Here is a 16,108-nt window from a genome sequence, read left to right as displayed (position 1 = left end):
ATAAATCCGGGAGATGTTAAGTATGTCCGCTGAACACGTTTTGACGATGCTGAATGAGCACGAAGTGAAGTTTGTCGATCTGCGCTTCACCGATACCAAAGGTAAAGAACAGCACGTCACTATTCCTGCGCATCAGGTAAATGCCGAATTCTTCGAAGAAGGCAAAATGTTTGACGGCTCCTCTATCGGTGGCTGGAAAGGCATTAACGAATCCGACATGGTTCTGATGCCAGATGCATCTACCGCTCTCATCGACCCGTTCTTTGAAGAGTCTACCCTGATCATTCGTTGTGACATCCTGGAACCAGGTACACTGCAGGGCTACGACCGTGACCCGCGCTCCATCGCTAAACGCGCTGAAGAATACCTGCGCGCTACCGGCATCGCTGACACCGTTCTGTTCGGGCCAGAGCCAGAATTCTTCCTGTTTGATGACATCCGCTTCGGCGCATCCATCTCCGGTTCTCACGTTGCTATCGATGACATCGAAGGCGCATGGAACTCCTCCACCAAATACGAAGGTGGTAACAAAGGTCACCGTCCAGGCGTTAAAGGCGGTTACTTCCCAGTTCCTCCGGTTGATTCCTCACAGGACATCCGTTCTACCATGTGTCTGATCATGGAAGAGATGGGCCTGGTTGTTGAAGCACATCACCACGAAGTTGCGACTGCTGGCCAGAACGAAATCGCAACCCGCTTCAACACCATGACCAAGAAAGCGGACGAAATTCAGATCTACAAATATGTTGTGCACAACGTTGCTCACCGCTTCGGTAAAACCGCGACCTTTATGCCAAAACCAATGTTTGGCGATAACGGTTCCGGCATGCACTGCCACATGTCCCTGTCCAAGAACGGCGTAAACCTGTTCTCCGGCGACAAATATGCTGGCCTGTCCGAGCAAGCGCTGCACTACATCGGCGGTGTTATCAAACACGCTAAAGCTATCAACGCCCTGGCTAACCCGACCACCAACTCCTACAAGCGTCTGGTCCCGGGTTACGAAGCACCGGTTATGCTGGCTTACTCTGCCCGTAACCGTTCTGCATCCATCCGTATTCCGGTTGTTGCTTCTCCGAAAGCGCGTCGTATCGAAGTGCGCTTCCCGGACCCAGCGGCTAACCCATACCTGTGCTTCGCGGCACTGCTGATGGCTGGCCTGGACGGCATCAAGAACAAAATCCACCCTGGCGAAGCCATGGACAAAAACCTGTACGACCTGCCGCCAGAAGAAGCGAAAGAGATCCCACAGGTTGCTGGCTCTCTGGAAGAAGCGCTGCAGGCTCTCGATGCAGACCGCGAGTTCCTGACCGCAGGTGGCGTGTTCACTGATGAAGCTATCGACGCTTACATCACGCTGCGCACCGAAGAAAACGACCGCGTACGTATGACTCCGCACCCGGTTGAGTTCGAGCTGTACTACAGCGTCTAATCGTATTTTGAGTTGTACTTTCCAGCTGAAGCCGCGCCATTGCCCTTAGGTTCTGGCGCACTCCCTGGAATTAAGTTGCCGTGGAAACTTTCAGCCCATCTCAGGATGGGCTTTTTTCTCCACCAACAACCTGATATCTCGCGCTTTTTACCCGTAAAAAGCTATACTGCACTAAAACAGTGCAAGCCTTTTCAGGAGACTGCTAAATGGCAACAGGCGCACTGCCCGATGCTGGGCAGATCCTTAACTCGTTAATCAACAGCATTTTACTGGTCGATGATGACCTGGCCGTTCACTATGCGAACCCTGCCGCACAGCAACTACTGGCGCAGAGCGCGCGCAAACTCTTTGGTACGCCCTTACCCGAGCTTCTGAGCTATTTCTCGCTGAACATTGGCTTGATGCAGGAGAGCCTGCAAACGGGCCAGGGGTTTACCGATAACGAAGTGACGCTGGTGATTGACGGACGCTCGCATATTCTTTCGCTGACCGCACAGCGTCTGCCAGACGGTTTCATCCTGCTGGAAATGGCGCCAATGGATAATCAACGCCGCCTCAGCCAGGAGCAGCTCCAGCACGCCCAGCAAATCGCAGCGCGCGATCTGGTACGAGGGCTCGCCCACGAGATTAAAAACCCGCTGGGTGGCTTACGCGGCGCTGCACAGCTACTCAGTAAGGCGCTGCCAGACCCGGCGCTGACCGAGTACACCAACGTCATCATTGAGCAGGCCGACCGCCTGCGGAATCTGGTCGACCGTCTGCTTGGCCCACAGCATCCCGGTACGCACATCACCGAGAGCATTCATAAAGTGGCGGAACGCGTCGTCAAATTGGTGTCGATGGAGCTGCCGGAGAACGTCACTCTGGTGCGCGATTACGATCCAAGTTTGCCGGAACTTCCGCACGATCCAGACCAGATTGAACAAGTTCTGCTGAATATTGTGCGCAACGCGCTGCAGGCGCTTGGCCCGGAAGGGGGCGAAATTGTCCTGCGCACCCGCACCGCATTTCAGTTAACGCTGCACGGCGTACGCTACCGACTGGCCGCTCGAATTGATGTTGAAGATAACGGCCCCGGTATTCCATCGCATTTGCAGGATACGCTGTTTTACCCGATGGTCAGCGGCCGCGAAGGCGGCACCGGGCTGGGTCTGTCGATAGCGCGCAGCCTTATCGATCAGCACTCCGGCAAAATTGAATTTACCAGTTGGCCAGGCCATACCGAGTTCTCGGTTTTCCTGCCAATCAAGAAATAAGGTGTGTTTATGCAACGAGGGATAGTCTGGGTCGTTGATGACGATAGCTCCATCCGTTGGGTGCTTGAACGCGCGCTCACCGGCGCGGGGTTAACCTGCACCACGTTTGAAGGCGGAAAAGAGGTGCTGGATGCGCTGGCCACCAAAACGCCTGACGTGCTGATGTCCGATATCCGCATGCCCGGAATGGACGGTCTGGCGCTGTTAACGCAAATTAAGCAGCGCCACCCGATGCTTCCGGTCATCATAATGACCGCGCACTCCGATCTGGATGCCGCCGTTAGCGCCTACCAGCAGGGAGCGTTTGACTACCTGCCAAAACCGTTTGATATCGATGAAGCGGTCGCGCTGGTCGAGCGGGCGATTAGCCACTACCAGGAGCAGCAGCAGCCGCGCAACGTACAGGTCAATGACCCAACCACCGATATCATCGGTGAAGCACCCGCTATGCAGGACGTGTTTCGCATTATCGGTCGCCTCTCACGCTCGTCTATCAGCGTGCTGATTAACGGCGAGTCCGGTACCGGTAAAGAGCTGGTTGCCCATGCGCTGCATCGCCATAGCCCTCGCGTTAAAGCACCGTTTATCGCGCTCAACATGGCGGCAATTCCAAAAGACCTGATTGAGTCTGAGCTGTTTGGCCATGAGAAAGGGGCATTTACCGGCGCGAATACCGTTCGCCAGGGTCGATTTGAGCAGGCCGACGGCGGCACGCTGTTCCTCGATGAAATTGGCGATATGCCGATGGACGTCCAGACCCGCTTGCTGCGCGTATTGGCCGACGGTCAGTTTTACCGCGTCGGCGGCTATGCCCCGGTGAAGGTTGACGTACGCATCATCGCGGCAACCCACCAGAACCTCGAACAGCGCGTTCAGGAAGGCAAATTCCGCGAGGACTTATTCCACCGCCTGAACGTAATCCGCGTCCACCTGCCGCCGCTGCGCGAGCGCCGGGAAGATATTCCACGCCTGGCACACCATTTCTTACAGGTTGCCGCGCGCGAACTGGGCGTGGAAGCCAAGCTGCTGCACCCGGAAACCGAAGCGGCGTTAACGCGCCTGGCCTGGCCGGGTAACGTGCGTCAGTTGGAAAACACCTGCCGCTGGCTCACGGTGATGGCCGCAGGACAAGAGGTGCTGATTCAGGATCTGCCGAGCGAGCTGTTTGAAGCCAGTATGCCGGACAGCACCACGGCAACGTCGCTGCCGGATAGCTGGGCAACGCTGCTGGCGCAGTGGGCTGACAGAGCGCTGCGTTCCGGTCATCAAAATCTGCTTTCTGAGGCCCAGCCGGAGATGGAGCGTACGCTGCTGACCACCGCGCTGCGCTACACGCAGGGGCACAAACAGGAAGCGGCTCGCCTGCTTGGCTGGGGTCGCAATACCCTGACGCGTAAGCTGAAAGAATTGGGAATGGAGTAAGGCCAGAGTGAAGTGTAAATATTGCTCGATTCGCGCAAGTTGCTGCAATTTTATACTTTACTGTTTCGATGAGTTCAGTATTATTCAGCCCGCAAATTCGAGGGGACGATAATGTTTGAATCATTGATTAATTTGGCTTCAAGCGGCGCCGCCGGTCATTCACCACAGACGGCCGTTGCTGCCGTGCTGTGTGCCGCGCTGGTCGGGCTGTTTAGCTAAGCCGGATGGCGCTTGCGCTTATCCGGCCTCTTAGCCCGGTAAGCGTAGCGCCGCCGGGCAATATCATCGCTAAATCACCCGCGAGAACTGCTGCATCCGCGCCTTCTGTCGCAGATAGGCATCAAAGCACATGCAGATATTACGAATTAACAGACGACCTTTCGCCGTCACCTTAATCCCCTTCTCATTCACATCCACCAGCCCATCCTGCGCCAACGGTGCCAGCAGCTTCAGGTCTTCGGCAAAATAGTCGCTAAACTTCAGCGCCCACTGTTGCTCTATTGCCGCGAAATCGAGGCTGAAGTTACAGATAAGCGCTTTGATAACATCGCGACGGATACAGTCATCACGAGTCAACGCAATGCCGCGCCACAGCGCATTACCCTGCTCGGCAACCTGCTGGTAATAGAGCTTCAGCTCTTTTTGGTTCTGCGCGTAGCAGTCACCAATCATGCTGATCGCGGATACGCCCATACCCAGCAGGTCGGTATCGCCCTGGGTGGTGTAGCCCTGGAAGTTGCGATGCAGCACACCTTCGCGCTGGGCTACGGCCAGTTCGTTATCCGGGCGGGCAAAGTGATCCATACCGATAAACTGGTAGCCTGCCTGAGTCAGCGAGCCGATGGTTTCCTGCAAGATATCCAGCTTCTGCTGCGCCGACGGCAGGTCCGCGTCTTTAATCTTGCGCTGAGCGGCAAACAACGTCGGCAAGTGCGCGTAGTTAAACACGCTCAGACGGTCAGGGTTCAGCTCGGCAACGCGCTGCAGGGTAAAGGCAAAGCTCTCTGGCGTTTGCTTCGGCAGGCCGTAGATAAGGTCGATATTGGTCGAGGTGAAACCAATTTCGCGCGCGTGGTTGAGCAGCGCAAAGATAAAGTCTTCGTCCTGCTCGCGATTCACCAGCCGCTGCACTTCTTTGTTGAAGTCCTGTACGCCCATGCTCAGGCGGTTAAAGCCCTCGGCGCGCAGGTGGTCGATAACGTCCAGCTCAATTTCGCGCGGGTCGACTTCAATAGAGATTTCCGCGTCGGCATCAAAGTGAAAATGCTCGCGCAGCAGCGTCATCAAGCGGCTGATTTGCGCCTTGTTCAGATAGGTTGGCGTACCGCCGCCCCAGTGAAGCTGGCTGACGTGACGGCCGGTAAACAGCGGCGCGCGCTGGCGAATTTCCTGCTCCAGCACATCGAGATACTGGTCAGCTTTATGCTGCTGGCGGGTAACAATTTTATTGCAGCCGCAGAAATAGCAGAGCTTGTGGCAGAACGGAATATGCACGTACAGCGACAGCGGACGTTCGGGGTAACGCGCAACGGCGTTATGAAACTCAGGTTCGCCAAAGGCGTCAGAGAATTCCAGTGCGGTGGGATACGAGGTATAGCGCGGCCCGGAATAGTTATATTTCTGGATCAGGGCCAGATCCCAGTCGATTAACTGCTCAGACATGCTCACTCCTTCCGATGGTATCGCGAACGACGACGGCGTGCCGGTGCTGCTCCGTTACGAAGCAACAGCCGGTTGCGCAGCCACTTTTGACGCCGCGACAACCGTCGTAGTTTAACGAATAACCACACCAGATAACATACAACCAAAAGGGTTATAAGCAGGACTGGCAAGCCAATGGAGTGCAAACGTTAGTTGCCGCCTCTCAGCAAGCGCATCATGTCTTCCTTGCCCTCTTCTTCCTCTTCTTCTTCGTCGTCATCGTAAGAGAGGCCGAGTTGCTGCATCAGTTCATCGATGCGATCCAGTTTAGCGTCTACCCATTTCTGCTCTTCAGCGGTCAGGGTTTCGTCATTTTCCAGACGTTCCAGCAGCGCGTCCAGGCGCTCATCTCTCTCCAGCATATCCAGCTCGGCCTGCGGTGAAAGCATAGGTTTCTCGCTCTTCGGTTTGGGCTGTTTCACGACCGGTGCGTCAGTAACGCCCAGCGCGATGGGTTTTTTACTGCCAATACGAGGATCTTTTTGCTGCTTTTGTTTATTGGAGCCGGATGCACCGTCAGAGCCAGTCGCACGGCTTCCCGCCGCGTTACCACGGTGTTTTTTATCGTTTTTACGTTCGCGAGCTTCCAGGTTCAGTTCTTCACGCGTTTTACGGCGCTGTTTACCTGGCGTTTTACTGCGCGGTGCAGAGGTTGGTTTTTTCATGATGTCTGTCTTTAAGCCGTTTTATTCAGTATAGAATTGAGCCGGAATCTAGCAGAAAGCAAACAAAGAAAAAAGGCGACAGAGTAATCTGTCGCCTTTTTTCCTGACTCACAACCCTTTACGGGTTCTACATTCCATGTTGGCTTTCAACGCGCCCTGTCTATCCGTTAGCTCTATAACAGTCCCTGTTATGGTCCCTATCCGTGTTTAACGTCTCCAGACGTTCGCCTTCCTGGCTGATTCCTTCGGTCTTCGCCTCCTGGCGCTCCTGACCGCTCATCCTGAGTCTATATTCCTTCCGGCGCCCTTGCCGATGGGTGCTACTTTACAGCGTTGGGCTAAACTAACAAGCAACGAAACGGTGAAAAATGGACAAATCAGAATATTGCCCAACATTAACTATATGATTTCAAATGATTTGAATATTATGTCGCCCCCGTTTTTTCCTAAATTTCGCATAGAGACAATGGCAAATGTCTTACAAACGAAAGGGCATCGTCTTACAGTCAATGCGCGAAGAGGAAAACCAGTCTTTTTTTGCCGATCGGGTATAATCGCCCGCATTGCCTGATTTAACGGAGAAGACCGTTTTGACTAACTGGAACTATCAACAGACGCATTTTGTGACCAGTGCGCCTGACATCCGCCACTTACCTTCCGATACCGGAATCGAAGTGGCCTTTGCTGGCCGCTCCAACGCGGGGAAATCCAGCGCCCTGAATACGCTCACCAACCAGAAAAGTCTGGCGCGTACTTCAAAAACGCCGGGCCGTACTCAGCTGATTAACCTGTTTGAAGTCGCCGATGGCAAACGCCTGGTCGACCTGCCGGGTTATGGCTATGCGCAGGTTCCGGAAGAGATGAAGATCAAATGGCAGCGTGCGCTGGGTGAATACCTGGAGAAACGTCTGTGTTTGAAAGGATTAGTGGTGCTGATGGATATTCGCCATCCGCTGAAGGACCTCGACCAGCAGATGATCGAGTGGGCCGTCGCCAGCGAAATCCCGGTACTGGTACTGCTGACGAAAGCGGACAAGCTGGCGAGCGGCGCGCGTAAGGCGCAGCTGAACCAGGTTCGTGAAGCAGCGTTGGCTTTTAATGGCGACGTGCAGGTTGAAGCTTTTTCTTCACTGAAAAAGCAGGGTGTCGATAAGCTGCGTCAGAAGCTGGATAGCTGGTTTAACGATATTCCGCCGCAGGAAGACGTTGAGGCTACAGAAGAGTAATCCCCCCGCATTTATCCCGGATAGCGGCGCGTAGCGCCCTGTTCCGGGCTCGCTCTATCCCACTGATTTAACGCAATACCTTTCGATTTTATCGCGCCGAAAACTTTTCTTTCGCCCAATAAAAAACGCCCCAGTCATTACTGACTGGGGCGGCTAAAATATTCAGCCAAATCCGATTACGTGAAGTAAAAGGTCTGAAAGATAGAACATCTTACCTCTGTACCCTACGAGATTAACTCTACTCTTTTTTACCCCGTTCAGAAAGCATTTTTTGTAGTTTTTTTTCATTTGTTACATAACGAATTCTAATGTTCATCACAAAACTAGATAAGTTATGTTGCTTACTTACAAAAAAGAGCGTTATTCATCGGATACTTAATGAGCTTGATCCCAGTTTTCACCACTGCCCACTTCCACCAACAACGGCACATCCAGCGTCGTGCTGTTTTCCATTAACTCATGCACTTTCTTCGATACCGCCTCGAGGTCATCTTTATGCACCTCAAAGACCAGTTCATCGTGTACCTGCATGATCATGCGAACGCGTGGCTTCTCGCTTTCTAACCACTCATCCACCGCAATCATTGCGCGTTTGATGATATCGGCAGCGGTTCCCTGCATCGGGGCGTTAATCGCCGCACGCTCAGCACCCGCACGGCGAGCGCCGTTGCTGGATTTGATGTCCGGCAGATAGAGGCGACGACCGTCGAACGTGGCAACATAGCCCTGCTCTTTAGCCTGCTGACGGGTGCGTTCCATATAGTCCAGCACGCCAGGGTAACGCTCGAAGTAGAGATCCATATATTTCTGGGCTTCTTTGCGCGGAATATTAAGCTGGCGAGCCAGGCCAAAGGCGCTCATACCGTAAATCAGGCCGAAGTTAATCGCCTTAGCGCTGCGACGCTGTTCACTACTCACGCTCTCCAGCGGCAGACCGAATACCTCAGCTGCGGTGGCACGGTGGATATCCTTACCTTCGGCAAACGCGTTCAGCAGGCCTTCGTCGCGGGACAGGTGCGCCATAATGCGCAGCTCAATTTGCGAGTAGTCGGCAGAGACGATGAGGTAATCTTCCGGCGCAATAAACGCCTGACGAATACGACGCCCTTCCTCGTTACGCACTGGAATGTTCTGCAAGTTCGGATCGGTCGAAGAGAGTCGCCCGGTTGCGGTTACCGCCTGGTGATAGGAGGTATGAACGCGGCCGGTTTTCGGGTTGATCATCAACGGCAGCTTATCGGTGTAGGTCGATTTCAGCTTCGCCAGACCACGGTACTCCAGAATCACCTTCGGCAGCGGGTAGTCGAGCGCCAGCTCTTCCAGCACCTCTTCCGACGTAGACGGCGCACCGCCCGGCGTTTTCTTCAGCGGCTTGATGCCCTGTTTTTCAAACAGGATGGTCTGCAGCTGCTTCGGCGAGGAGAGGTTAAATTCTTCCCCGGCAATCTCGTAGGCTTTCTGCTCCAGCTCGATCAGGCGCTTGGCAATCTCCTGCGAATGCGCGTGCAGCACGGCAGGATCAATCTTCACGCCATTGCGTTCAACACGTGACAGCACCGGCACCAGCGGCATTTCAATCTCGTTAAAGATGCGCAGCGGCCCTTCGTGCTTCTGCAGCTTCGGCCACATCTTCAGGTGCAGCTGGAGCGTCACGTCGGCATCTTCCGCCGCATAGCGACCGGCTTCTTCCAGCGCAATCTGGTTGAAGGTCAGCTGATTTTTACCTTTACCGGCAATCTCTTCGAACGTGATGGTTTTGTGTTTTAACCAGCGGTCGGAGAGGCTGTCCATATCATGGCGACCGGCAACGCTATCCAGCGTGTAGGACTCCAGCATGGTGTCATAGGCGATACCGCGCAGTTCAATACCGTAGTTGGCAAGAATACCGCGGTCATATTTCAGGTTCTGACCCACCTTCAGCAGCGTTTCATCCTCCAGCAGCGGCTTGAGGAGTTCTAAAGCGCGCTCGCGGGAGATCTGGTCAGGGGAATCGAGATAGTCATGAGCGACAGGAACATAGGCAGCAATGCCGGGTTCAGTCGCAAACGACAGGCCCACCATATTGGCAGAGATGTTATCAAGGCTGTCGGTTTCAGTATCGAAAGCAAACAGAGGCGCTTTCTTCAGCTTCTCAATCCAGCTGACCAGCGTAGCTTCATCGAGGATGGTGACATAGTTTTCGGACGACAGCGTGGCTGCGGTCTCTTCGACTTCAGCCTCAACGTCTACGTCAGCGGCTTTGCTGGCCGGTTTAGCGGCAGGTTTCGTCCCTTTAGCCTGCATCCAGGTGCCGGACTCAACGTCAGTTATCCAGCGCTTAAATTCGTATTTCTTGAACAGCGTTAGCAGCTCATCGGCCGCAGGCTCCGCAACAATGAGCTGCTCGCAGCTCAGTTCCAGCTCTACGTCCGTTTTAATGGTCGCCAGCTTATAGGAGAGGTAGGCCAGATCTTTGTTCTGCTCAAGCTTCGCCGCCATGGTCTTGGCGCCACGGAAGGTCAGCCCGGCGATTTTTTCCGGTTCACCGTAGAGCGTATCGAGGCCACCTAGCCCTTGCAGCAACGCCTGCGCGGTCTTTTCACCCACGCCCGGCACGCCCGGAATGTTATCCGAGGAGTCGCCCATCAGCGCGAGGAAGTCAATAATCAGCTCCGGCGGCACGCCGTATTTGGTCACCACTTCGTCCGGGCCGAGAATGGTATTGGTCATGGTATTGATAAGCGTAATGCCCGGGGTGACAAGCTGTGCCATATCTTTATCCCCGGTGCTGATAAGCACCGGGCGGCCCGCTTTTTCCGCTTCACGCGCCAGCGTACCGATCACGTCATCCGCTTCTACGCCGGAGACGGCTAACAGCGGCAGGCCCATCGCTTTCACCATGATATGCAGCGGTTCAATCTGCGCACGCAGATCGTCCGGCATTGGCGGGCGATGTGATTTGTAGTCTTCAAACAATTCGTCACGGAAGGTTTTTCCCTTCGCATCAAACACCACGGCAGCATGGGTTGGCTGATACTGGAGGATCAGGCTGCGCAGCATGTTCAGCACGCCGTACATCGCGCCCGTCGGCTCTCCCGCACGGTTCGTCAGCGGTGGGAATGCGTGATATGCCCGATAGAGATAAGAAGATCCATCAACGAGGATGAGAGGGTTTTCAGGGATCTGAACCATAATTTCCGTGCCTGTTTATCAGATTATGGGTAAAGGATGCCACAGACGGCATGAAAACATGAGTTTTTCGCCAAAATAACGAGAAAAGATTTGCAGATCCTCGCGATCGCACGCAAAACAAATTGTGGATAAGTTTGTGAATAGTTTTATTTTACTAATAACAAATGATATGTAATCGATGGTTAACAACAAAATAATTCAATATTTTCAATTAATTATATGTAGATCGTGGTTAATAACCGTGATCTGGTGGTAATTCACACAGTGTGGATAGACATAGCGACAATTTTTCTCTTCAGGTAAGAACCGTCATTTAACACGTTTTCTGGTAAAATCAGCGCCTTGTGCCTTTTTGTATGGGCACGTTAAATAACTAACTATCTGAATAAACAAACTATGTCGAGATTACTCGCTGCGATAACGCTGCCCATCAGTATCGCACTCACCATATTATTGACCATATTGTGCTCCATACCGATTATTCTCGCCGGCATGATTAAACTGATTTTGCCGGTGCCGGCAATCTGGCGCTCCGTCTCGGTATTCTGCAACTTTATGATGTTCTGCTGGTGTGAAGGGCTGGCGGCGCTGCTGCATCTCAATCCCTGGCTCAAGTGGGATATCGAAGGGCTAGAAACACTCAATAAGAAGAACTGGTATCTGCTCATTTGTAACCACCACAGCTGGGCAGACATCGTGGTGCTGTGCGTGATTTTCCGCAAGCATATCCCGATGAATAAGTATTTCCTGAAGCAGCAGCTGGCCTGGGTTCCGTTCATGGGGCTGGCATGCTGGGCGCTGGATATGCCATTTATGCGTCGCTATTCCCGCAGCTATTTGATTCGTCACCCGGAACGTCGCGGTAAAGATGTGGAAACGACGCGCCGCTCGTGCGAGAAATTCCGCGCGCATCCCACCACCATCGTCAACTTTGTCGAAGGCTCGCGCTTTACCCCTGAAAAGCGCCTGCAAACCCGTTCGCCTTATCAAAACTTGCTGCCGCCAAAAGCCGCCGGTATTGCCATGGCGCTGAACGTGTTAGGTACCCAGTTTGATAAGCTGCTCGACGTGACGCTCTGCTACCCGGAAAACGATAAAACGCCGTTCTACGATATGCTCAGCGGTAAACTGACGCGCATTGTGGTCCGCGTGAATCTGCGTCCCATTGACCCAGAAATGCACGGCGATTACGTGGGGGATAAGAACTTTAAGCGACGCTTCCAGCTATGGCTGAATGCGCTGTGGGAAGAGAAAGACCATCAGATTACAGACATCAAAACAGAATACAAAAACGCCGGTCATTGACCGGCGTTTTCTTTATTATTTCTTCTCAACAAGCTGTTTTACGGTATCAGCATACTGAGCGACAAAGACATCCATGTTGCTGGTGTCCATGCCCTGCGGGTTCAGCTGGTATTTACCGTTAACAAACATCGCAGGAACACCCTGCAGCTGCAGATCGGCTGCCGCTTTTTCCTGCTGCGCGACCAGAGATTTCACCACGAAGCTGTTCCAGGCGGCATCATAATCTTCGCCCTTCACGCCAGCGTCGGTGAAGACTTTGCGGATATCCGCAACGGTCTGCACGGTCTGGGTTTTCTGTACCGCTTCAAACATCGGTGCAGTGATCTGATCTTCTACGCCCAGCGCCATCGCTACCGCCCACGCCTGAGTCAGGTCTTTGCCCAACGGGCCCAGGAACTCAACGTGGTACTTGGTCATTTTGGTGCCTTCCGGCAGCTTTTTCTTCACGTTGTCGGAAACGTGCAGAACTTCCTCAAACTGATAGCAATGCGGGCAGTAGAAGGAGAAGAACTCCAGCACCTGCGGCTCACCTGCAACCGGCTTATCGATCGTAACGTATTGTTTGCCGTCGGTAATCTGAGCAGCGGATGCGCTGAATGCCAGAATCATACCTGCCAGCGCAAGCCAAACCTTTTTCATAACTCACTCTCTCCTGACTGTGTCGAATTAATACATTGGCGTTAACTGAAGAGGGGGTTCTTGCAGAACCTTCACCTGCTCAATAAAAGTCGCGATCTGCTGATGCCAGAAATCTTCCCCGGTTAACCAGGGAAAATTTTTCGGAAATGCAGGGTCATCCCAACGCCTGATAATCCAGGCAAGATAATAAACCAACCGCATTGCACGTAAAGGCTCAATCAGCGCCAATTCGTCTGAATTAAAGCTGCTGAATTCTTCGTAAGCCTCAACGATAGTTTCAAGCTGCATACGTCTCTCAGCAGGAGAGCCGTTAAGCAACATCCAGAGGTCCTGAACGGCGGGGCCGTTGCGCGCATCGTCAAGATCGACAAACAGCGGACCATCGCGCCAGAGGATATTTCCCGCATGGCAGTCGCCGTGTAAGCGTAAAGCATCGAAACGCCCATGCCATAGCCCCATGACCGCATCAATCAGGTCATCGGTCGCTTTCAGGAAACGGTCTTTTAAACCGGCGGGAATCAGCGCCGAATGCTCAAAAAGGGCACGTGGCTCAATCAGATACTCTTTTACGCCGATAGAAGGACGCGCAGCAAAGCGTGATTTGCGGCCAGTCTGGTGCATGCGTCCGAGATAGCGCCCAACCCACTCCATCTGATCCAGGTTATCTGATTCAAATTGGCGACCACCCATGCTCGGGAAGACGGCAAAATAGAACCCCTCGTGCGTGAGCAGAGTCTGGTCATTAAATAGGATAGGTGCGGCAACCGGAACCTCATCCTCGACTAGCTCCAGTGCAAACTGGTGCTCTTCAAGAATCTGCGCCGCCGACCAGCGTTCCGGACGATAGAATTTAACCACCATGCGGCGACGATCTTCATCCTGAAACTGATAGACCCGATTCTCGTAGCTGTTAAGAGGGGTGAGTCCAGAATCAACCCGGATACCTTGATCGAATAGGGCATCGATGATGGTATCCGGGTGGAGAGTCTGGAAAGTGAAAGCCTTGTCGTTCATCCTGACATCCGATAACGATACGAATGATTCAGGATATCATTTCGCGGTGCCTTGAGTGGCTCTGCTTACAACCTTTTACTCTTTTATTACGCCGCGAGCGCGCAGCAGCGCGGTTTTGAAGTCTTCTTCATAATCTTTCTGAATGCCAGGAATAACCGCGTCTTTGGCGGAGTCGCGCATTTTCAGATGGTAGATCAGAATATCATCCGTTAAATCGGCCAATTCGCCGTCATAGCCTGACTCCTTCGCCAGTTTCTGCAAAAATTGCATTAAATTCAGCTCCGGCTCTTTCTGCCAGGCTGGCTGGAGGAGTTCAATAACTTCATTCAGACGTTTACATTTCATGGTCGTGCTCCTTACGCTTGATAGAGACACGTTAGCAGGGTAAACCCCACAATAAAAGAGGCGATAGCGGTGAAAGCAGAGTGCCAGATAACCGGTGTGGTGTTAGCAGGCGGCAAAGCCTCAAGAATGGGTGGGCAGGACAAAGGATTAATGCTGCTTAACGGTAAACCGCTGTGGCAACACGTAGTGGACTGTCTTCTTCCGCAGGTAAACGAGGTTGTCATTAGCGCGAATCGTAATCTGGATATCTACAGACAGAGCGGCTTTCCGGTAATTGCCGATACGCTGTCGGGATTCCCTGGGCCGCTTGCCGGACTGTTATCGGTTATGCAGCAGACATCCGGCGAGTGGTTTCTGTTTTGCCCCTGCGATACGCCGTTTATCCCCGACAATCTTGTCGAACGCCTGGTAGATCAGCGCCAGAATGCCCCAGTGGTGTGGGTCCATGATGGCGATCGCGACCACCCTGCCGTCGCCCTTGCTCACCGCAGTCTGGCCCCACAGATTGTCGATTATCTTGCCAGTGGCGAACGTCGCGTAATGGTGTTTATGCGCCAGGTTGGCGGCCATTCCGTCAATTTTAGCGACACAAAAGAGGCATTTCGCAACATGAATACCCCGGAAGATCTCACGCTCAATCAGGAAAGAATATGATCCCATTGTTAGCGATTTCCGCCTGGAGCGGTACGGGAAAAACGACGCTGCTGAAAAAACTCATCCCCGAACTTTGTGCAAAGGGTATTCGTCCAGGGCTTATCAAACATACGCATCACAATATGGATGTAGATAAGCCAGGAAAGGATAGCTACGAACTTCGCAAGGCGGGGGCGGCACAGACGCTGGTTGCCAGCCGGCAACGCTGGGCGCTGATGACGGAAACGCCGGAAGAAGAGGAGTTAGACCTGGCGTTTCTGGTTAGTCGGATGGACGCTTCAAAGCTGGATCTGGTGCTGGTTGAAGGGTTTAAGCATGAAGCCGTCGCGAAGATCCTGCTATTTCGTCAGGATGCCGGGCACCCGGTGAACGAGTTGACGATCGATGAACATACGATTGCAGTGGCCAGCGATATTACGCTGAATGTCGATGTGCCGGTGCTGGATTTGAATAATTTGCCGGAGATAGTGGCGTTTATTGTGGCATGGTTAGAAACAGAAGAGTAATTGGTAGCCTGGGCGAACGCAGTGACCCCGGGATGTTCACCGTTCTTTCACTTTCCCGCAGACGCAAAAAAGCCCATCCGTCAGGATGGGCTTCTTCACTAATTGATGCCTGGCAGTTCCCTACTCTCGCATGGGGAGACCCCACACTACCATCGGCGCTACGGCGTTTCACTTCTGAGTTCGGCATGGGGTCAGGTGGGACCACCGCGCTACAGCCGTATAACGCTTGCTTACTATGACCGGAAAAGCCGTAGTATTATCCGGATAGACTAGGAAAGTGTTACCTATGTTCCCGGTCTGAAGTGTTACCTATGTATCCGGTCGTACAGCAGTGACCCCGGGGATTTTCACCGTACTTTTACTTTCGTATAGACGTAAAAAAGCCCATCCTGACGGATGGGCTTTTTTACTTTAATTGATGTCTGGCAGTTCCCTACTCTCGCATGGGGAGACCCCACACTACCATCGGCGCTACGGCGTTTCACTTCTGAGTTCGGCATGGGGTCAGGTGGGACCACCGCGCTACAGCCGCCAGACAAATTCTTTACTAAGTGCCAAACTTTAACCCGAAAAACTGGTGCTGATACCCAGAGTCGAACTGGGGACCTCACCCTTACCAAGGGTGCGCTCTACCAACTGAGCCATATCAGCACACTAAATTTGATGCCTGGCAGTTCCCTACTCTCGCATGGGGAGACCCCACACTACCATCGGCGCTACGGCGTTTCACTTCTGAGTTCGGCATGGGGTCAGGTGGGACCACCGCGCTACA

14 protein-coding genes, 1 tRNA gene and 3 rRNA genes are annotated in these 16,108 nt (G+C 53.3%); 8 read left to right on the top strand and 10 right to left on the bottom strand.

Annotated features, from left to right (window positions below; genetic code table 11):
• Window positions 1-22: 22 nt before the first annotated feature.
• The 4 genes from glnA (at window position 23) to FHC49_RS05045 (ending at window position 4,329) form a co-directional block, all read left to right on the top strand.
• Complete coding sequence (gene glnA, locus FHC49_RS05060) at window positions 23-1,432, top strand: glutamate--ammonia ligase (RefSeq protein ID WP_035892307.1); 1,410 nt, start codon at window positions 23-25, stop codon at window positions 1,430-1,432.
• A gap of 206 nt (window positions 1,433-1,638) precedes the next feature.
• Window positions 1,639-2,688 (top strand): nitrogen regulation protein NR(II), encoded by a 1,050-nt coding sequence (glnL, locus tag FHC49_RS05055; protein WP_035892306.1) that lies wholly within the window; start codon window positions 1,639-1,641, stop codon window positions 2,686-2,688.
• A 9-nt stretch (window positions 2,689-2,697) separates the two neighbouring features.
• The gene (gene glnG, locus FHC49_RS05050) at window positions 2,698-4,110 is read left to right on the top strand and encodes a nitrogen regulation protein NR(I) (RefSeq protein WP_035892305.1); all 1,413 of its coding nucleotides are present in this window, start codon (window positions 2,698-2,700) and stop codon (window positions 4,108-4,110) included.
• Window positions 4,111-4,221: 111 nt separating this feature from the next.
• Window positions 4,222-4,329 carry a YshB family small membrane protein gene (locus FHC49_RS05045; RefSeq protein ID WP_147281518.1) on the top strand — a complete coding sequence of 36 codons (108 nt, stop codon included), beginning with the start codon at window positions 4,222-4,224 and terminating at the stop codon, window positions 4,327-4,329.
• 69 nt (window positions 4,330-4,398) lie between these two features.
• On the opposite strand, the gene hemN is transcribed toward FHC49_RS05045, so the two are convergent.
• A complete protein-coding gene (gene hemN / locus FHC49_RS05040) occupies window positions 4,399-5,772 on the bottom strand; it encodes an oxygen-independent coproporphyrinogen III oxidase (protein ID WP_220439033.1) in 1,374 nt (457 codons plus the stop codon).
• Between the two features lie 188 nt (window positions 5,773-5,960).
• A complete protein-coding gene (gene yihI, locus FHC49_RS05035; RefSeq protein WP_220439031.1) occupies window positions 5,961-6,476 on the bottom strand; it encodes a Der GTPase-activating protein YihI in 516 nt (171 codons plus the stop codon).
• A gap of 590 nt (window positions 6,477-7,066) precedes the next feature.
• Between yihI and yihA the strand changes: the two genes are divergently transcribed.
• Complete coding sequence (gene yihA / locus FHC49_RS05030; RefSeq protein ID WP_220439029.1) at window positions 7,067-7,702, top strand: ribosome biogenesis GTP-binding protein YihA/YsxC; 636 nt, start codon at window positions 7,067-7,069, stop codon at window positions 7,700-7,702.
• A 375-nt stretch (window positions 7,703-8,077) separates the two neighbouring features.
• Here yihA and polA read toward each other — a convergent pair whose 3' ends face one another.
• The gene (gene polA / locus FHC49_RS05025) at window positions 8,078-10,873 is read right to left on the bottom strand and encodes a DNA polymerase I (RefSeq protein ID WP_220439027.1); all 2,796 of its coding nucleotides are present in this window, start codon (window positions 10,871-10,873) and stop codon (window positions 8,078-8,080) included.
• A 396-nt stretch (window positions 10,874-11,269) separates the two neighbouring features.
• On the opposite strand from polA, the gene FHC49_RS05020 reads away from it, so the two are divergent.
• Window positions 11,270-12,178, top strand: coding sequence for an acyltransferase (locus FHC49_RS05020; protein ID WP_220439025.1), 909 nt, complete (start codon window positions 11,270-11,272; stop codon window positions 12,176-12,178).
• Between the two features lie 15 nt (window positions 12,179-12,193).
• Here the strand turns inward: FHC49_RS05020 and dsbA are convergent, their stop codons facing one another.
• The 3 genes from dsbA to FHC49_RS05005 all read right to left on the bottom strand — a co-directional run bounded on the left by dsbA (window position 12,194) and on the right by FHC49_RS05005 (window position 14,176).
• Window positions 12,194-12,817 (bottom strand): thiol:disulfide interchange protein DsbA, encoded by a 624-nt coding sequence (gene dsbA / locus FHC49_RS05015; protein WP_035892299.1) that lies wholly within the window; start codon window positions 12,815-12,817, stop codon window positions 12,194-12,196.
• Between the two features lie 27 nt (window positions 12,818-12,844).
• On the bottom strand, window positions 12,845-13,831 hold the full coding sequence (locus FHC49_RS05010; RefSeq protein WP_220439023.1) for a serine/threonine protein kinase: 987 nt from the start codon (window positions 13,829-13,831) through the stop codon (window positions 12,845-12,847).
• A 75-nt stretch (window positions 13,832-13,906) separates the two neighbouring features.
• Window positions 13,907-14,176, bottom strand: a complete 270-nt coding sequence (locus FHC49_RS05005; protein WP_052284157.1) for a YihD family protein — start codon at window positions 14,174-14,176, stop codon at window positions 13,907-13,909.
• A gap of 126 nt (window positions 14,177-14,302) precedes the next feature.
• Between FHC49_RS05005 and mobA the strand changes: the two genes are divergently transcribed.
• Entirely contained in the window at window positions 14,303-14,830 is a 528-nt protein-coding gene (mobA, locus tag FHC49_RS05000; protein WP_370631753.1) for a molybdenum cofactor guanylyltransferase MobA, read from the top strand.
• Window positions 14,827-15,336, top strand: a complete 510-nt coding sequence (gene mobB, locus FHC49_RS04995; RefSeq protein WP_220439020.1) for a molybdopterin-guanine dinucleotide biosynthesis protein MobB — start codon at window positions 14,827-14,829, stop codon at window positions 15,334-15,336. Before mobA ends, mobB begins: the two co-directional genes overlap by 4 nt.
• 107 nt (window positions 15,337-15,443) lie before the next feature.
• Here mobB and rrf (FHC49_RS04990) read toward each other — a convergent pair.
• The 4 genes from rrf (FHC49_RS04990) to rrf (FHC49_RS04975) all read right to left on the bottom strand — a co-directional run bounded on the left by rrf (FHC49_RS04990) (window position 15,444) and on the right by rrf (FHC49_RS04975) (window position 16,106).
• Window positions 15,444-15,559, bottom strand: a 5S ribosomal RNA gene (rrf, locus tag FHC49_RS04990).
• A 197-nt stretch (window positions 15,560-15,756) separates the two neighbouring features.
• Window positions 15,757-15,872 (bottom strand): 5S ribosomal RNA (gene rrf / locus FHC49_RS04985).
• Between the two features lie 39 nt (window positions 15,873-15,911).
• A tRNA-Thr gene (locus tag FHC49_RS04980) sits at window positions 15,912-15,987 on the bottom strand.
• A gap of 25 nt (window positions 15,988-16,012) precedes the next feature.
• A 5S ribosomal RNA gene (gene rrf / locus FHC49_RS04975) occupies window positions 16,013-16,106 on the bottom strand.
• Window positions 16,107-16,108: the final 2 nt, after the last annotated feature.

This window comes from Kluyvera sp. EC_51, assembly GCF_019584505.1.
Classification (GTDB): domain Bacteria; phylum Pseudomonadota; class Gammaproteobacteria; order Enterobacterales; family Enterobacteriaceae; genus Kluyvera; species Kluyvera sichuanensis.
The sequence above is the reverse complement of the archived record's forward strand: the minus strand, read 5'-3'. Positions and strand labels throughout refer to the sequence as shown.